Raw genomic sequence first — 4,517 nt, 5'->3', positions numbered from 1 at the left:
CGGCCGAGGCGGAGGCGAGGTAGGCGTTGATCGCCGCGACGCTGCCGCTGAGGATGAGGCTCGCCGTGCCGGAGCCGGTGACGGTCACGCCGCCTGCGGCCGTCGCACTCAGGCTGCCGCTGCTGACGCCGAGCGTGACGCTGACGGCACCGGTGCCGGCATCGACGTCGGCGACCGACAGGCCGGTCAGCGTCAGCGGCGAGTCCTCGCTGGCGGCAAACGTCGCCGGCAGCGTATTCACCGGCGCATCGTCCACGGCCGTAACGCTGATCGTGGTCGTGGCCGTGTTGGAGGTGAGACCGCCATCGTTGACGGTGACGGTCACGGTACGCTGCAACGTCGCCGGGTTGTCGGATGTCGAGAGGAACTGGATCTGCCGGATCGCGGCGGCGTAGGCAGCGGTCGTCGCCCCGCCGCCGAGATTGATCGTGAACTGGCCCGCAACACTCGCATCGATGGTGGCGGTGATGCCGGCGGGCAGTGTACCGGCGATCGCCAGCACATCGCCAGCCTGCGCGTTGGTGAGCACGATCGTTGCGGATTGCAGGTTCGTGCTGTCGGGATCGGCGACCGAGGCCGCCGCCGCGGCGATCGCGACGCCCGCACCGTTCTCCGTGTAGGTCGTCGCGTAGTTCCGGGCGCCCGCCGGATAGGTGTTGACCCGCACCGTATCGACGAAGATGTCGTCGCCAGAGGTCCCGGCATTGTAGGAGAAGACCAGCGCGCCGCTGTCGGCGACGCTCGTCGGGAGATTTACGGTAAGGTCGGTCGCCGTCCAGGCCTGATAGGTCGAGGCGGCGATGGTCGCCGGACTCCCGCTTGCCCCGTTCAGGTAAGCCACCGTGGCGGTGGTGGCGGCGCCCCCCGAAACGCCGGTGGTGATCCGGGCGTAGACGACACCGCCCACGGAGACATCGAGTATAGCGGGCGCCGTGGTATCGGGCGACGAGTTGTTCCAGCCAAAGCCGAAGATGAGCTGCGCCGTGCCATTGGAAGACGGACCGTTGCCCAGGCCCGTCAGACCAGCCTGTGTCAGGGTGCCTGCACTTCGGTCGGCATCCCAGTACACGCCGCCGCCACCGACGGTCGATGTGTAGGCGGTGCTCCCGGAGGTCGTCCATGAAGCGGTGCCGCCGGTAAAGGTGCCGTTGGCGACGATGTTGACGGGCGTGTCGACCGCGACCGCCGAGTTGAGATCGACGACGGGCGGGCGTGCGGCGTAGCCGAAATCCGTGTTGAGGTTGCTGGCGCCGATGGCCGCGAGCGTCACGCTGCGGCTGCTCCCGCCCGTGGTCGAGGCCGCGCTGCCGAGGACGCCGTTCGTATCCGTCACCCGAACGATGTACTGACCGGGCAGCACGCCGGTGAAGAGATAGTTGCCGTCGGCGTCCGAGGTGTCCGTCGCAAGGATGCGCTCGCCCGCATCGACCACGCCGTCACCGTCGACGTCGTCGATGAGCTGCACGGTGACGTTGGAAAAGCCCGTGTCGCCCACCGTGACGCTGCCGCTCGCGTCGCGGTCGGCGAAGATCCGGTCGCCGATCGAGCCGGTCGGCGGCGTGTAGGTCGTCGCATCCGAGACGCCGGTCAGCGCGGTGGTCCCGTTCGTGGTGATGGTGACGGGCGTGCCGATCACCGCACCGGTGACCGGGTTGATCTGCTGCACCGTGTTACCGACGACGTAGGTGTTGCCCAGGATGTCGCCACCGCCCTGAACGTTGGCGGCCGCTCCGTTCGGGACGGAGTTGATGATCGCGCCGGTCGCGAGATTGTAGCGGGTGATCGCGGTGTCGCCGACGCCGTTGAGGCTGAGCAGGACGCCGGTGCCGCCGTTGCCGGTGGGATCGGCGGCAAAGTCGCCCCAGTCGTTGGTGCCCGTGATCTGGGCGCCGAAGGCCGCCGCCGAGGCAACGGTGCGCCCGTTGTTGCCGAAGGTGAGGCGGTAGATCTGGTCGGCCGACCCTGAAACGTTTTCGACGCCGAGATAGAGTGCACCGTTGACGAAGGCAGCGGCTCCGCTGCCGACGCCGGTGGTGCCGACCGTGATGCTGAGGCCGGCCCCGTTGTTGGTCAGATCCGAGTCGATGACGATGTGGCTGTTGTTGACGTAGTCGTAGGCGAACAGAGCCCGGTTCGTGGTCAGGGCGCTGCTGTCGGCGTAGTAGATCAGCCCGTTGGCCTGATCGATCGCCACCGAATTGAGGGTTCCGCTGAGCGCAAGGCCGCCGAGGGCGGTCGGAGCCGTCGTGATCAGCGTGGCTTTGCCGGTCGTGACGTCGATGCTGTAGAGCCCCTGGCCCACGGCCGCGATGATCGCGCCGCGCCCGGTGTTGACGGCCGTCGCGAGCAGGCCGGCATAGGCCGCACGGGACGCTTCATCGACGGCGAGCGGCGCCTCGACCGCGCCGGTGCGCATTTCGAGATCCCAGTCGCCGCCGAGAGCGACAGCGCCCGTCGGATCGACCGAGGCGGCCACGTCCGCTCCGGTAGCCTCGCTCAGCAGCGCGACCGCACGTGCGCCGGCCTCTCCGCCGGCGAAATCGCAGCCGTAGATCAGCAAGTCGGCATCGTGCGAGAGCGCCGTGCGCAGACCTGCGAGCGCCTCGGCGTAGCGCCCGGTGATCGAATCCGCGTCGAGCGTGGCGGTGCCGATCTGCAGCGAGGCCGCCTCGCCATGGGACAGGATGTGAACGGCATCGATCCCGCTGCGTCCCTGGAGGGACTCGGCGATCTGCTCGACCCCGTCACGGTCGCCGTCGAGCAGGATGGCCTCCGCATTGGGCGCGAGCCCCTTCAGAAGGGTTTCGCGGTCGGCGAGCCGGCTATCGATGAAGACGATTTCGCGGTGACTCGCCGTAGGCTCTCTCCCGTGCAGGACAACATCGGCGCCGGTGAGGGCGGCAAGCCGGTCCGCCCCCGCGGCGCCCATGGCACCGGCTGCAAAACCATCCGCATCGATCGCCACTTCGGCATCATCAGACAGGGTTGCACCGATACGCTGGAGCAGTCCCTGCTGGTCGGCGCTGAGCGCGTTGAAGTCGATCGAGCTGTTGCCGAGTGAGAGACATCCGCCCTCGCCGGACGCCATGATCTCGATCCCGGCGATGCCGGTGCGCCCGCGCAAGTATTCGGCGATGCGACCGAGCCCGTCCTCGTCCGCCGAGAGAAGCAGTACCTCCCGTCCTGGCCCGGCTCCTTGCGCCACATCCTCGCTGCGGCTCGCGGCATCGACGACGACGAGAAGAGGACTTTCCGCGATTCCCGGCTCGCGCGCATCAAAACCGGCCATCGCTGACAGTTCAGCGGACGATCCAGAGGTCGCGCCGCCCTCAGGTATCGCAGCGTCGTCCAGATGGCTCTTATCGTCCGCCTGCGCGGCCATCGCGTCCGCCGTCACGGCAGCGGCACCATCAAACAGCACGCGGTTTTCGAGACGCACCAACGTCGGGAACGCAGACCGGTGACGCGGGAGGCGGTGAGACACACGGAGCTCCGAACGGTGAGGTTCGGTAGCGTTACGCGCTGGCTTTCATCCCCGGAAAGATCAGATTTGAAGAAACCTGCCAATTTTCATGTAAAAGACATTTCCATCAGTGCGAATGTGGCAAATTTACAAGATACACGGAAGAAATGAATATCTATCATCAGCATCGATGTCGTAAATTGAAGACAATAGAGCGCGATTGAGTTGTAGCGCGAGCAAGCAATCGCGTTTTGTCGAAGGTGGCGCATCTGCACTGGGGAAGACAGGGCCTGCCTCACCCGGGTGCGTGGTCCGGGGATGCAGGAACGACGTTTGGCCCGCTGTCGGTTTCACGGACAACCGGTCTGGGTGTGATAGTGAAGCCGGAGGTGGTCCATGCAGCGTCGCACGTTCGGGCGTGAGTTCTAAATTGAGACAGTTCGACTGGTTCGGGAACGTGGTGTCAGTGTTGCGCAGGACGCGCGCGACCTCGGCGTGCGCGCGGCGGTCGGGCCCGTTTGCGAACCGCTCAGAATTTGGGGCCACTGCCCGCGGGCGCTGCGCCAGCGCCGGACGCCGGTGGTAAGCTGGAGAAGGCCCGAGAGACCGGCCCAGATGCCGATGGCGGCATGGAGGTCATGGCCGACGATGACAGTGATGGCGATTGCCACCGTGATGACGGCGCTGGCGAGGACGTTGAGCGCCTGCGAGGGGTTCGCGCGCAGGCCGCCGTTGCGCATGGCCGCCGCTATCAGGTCTGCTTTTGTCTTCCGCGAGGACATCCGAAATGGGCAGAGCAAAAGGTCCGCAAAAGGTCATGAGTTCGCACGCCGCTTTTTCGGCTGCGCGCCATAAGCAGCCCTTCGATCAGAGCCGCAGGAATGGCCGCTTGGTATCCGAAAGCTGCCAGGGTCGTGTCCCTTGGCGTGGTGTAGCTTGCAGAGGGCCACCACGATCACCGGCCAGGGCCGGATCGGTCAGGCTGCCAGTGTGGGCAGGCCGACGAGGGGATCATCGCCGGTTGGGGCGATGCTTTCCAGGGTCATGTAGCGGG

At 66.5% G+C, this 4,517-nt stretch carries 2 protein-coding genes; both read right to left on the bottom strand.

Translation table 11 applies throughout. The features are described from left to right. Window positions 1–3,289: DUF4347 domain-containing protein (locus BY998_RS24520; RefSeq protein ID WP_181425592.1), on the bottom strand; the 3,289-nt coding region annotated here is incomplete at its 3' end. A gap of 599 nt (window positions 3,290–3,888) precedes the next feature. Next, complete coding sequence (locus BY998_RS24080; RefSeq protein WP_146221827.1) at window positions 3,889–4,203, bottom strand: hypothetical protein; 315 nt, start codon at window positions 4,201–4,203, stop codon at window positions 3,889–3,891. Between the last annotated feature and the right edge of the window lie 314 nt (window positions 4,204–4,517).

Origin of the sequence: Methylobacterium sp. B4 (genome assembly GCF_003201865.1) — a bacterium.
GTDB lineage: Bacteria > Pseudomonadota > Alphaproteobacteria > Rhizobiales > Beijerinckiaceae > Methylobacterium.
This window is presented reverse-complemented; position numbering and strand designations above follow the sequence as displayed.

What these genes read in the sequence shown, in the direction of transcription:
- BY998_RS24080 (WP_146221827.1), bottom strand. Translation starts at nt 4,203, where the DNA reads ATGCGCAACGGCGGCCTGCGCGCGAACCCCTCGCAGGCGCTCAACGTC.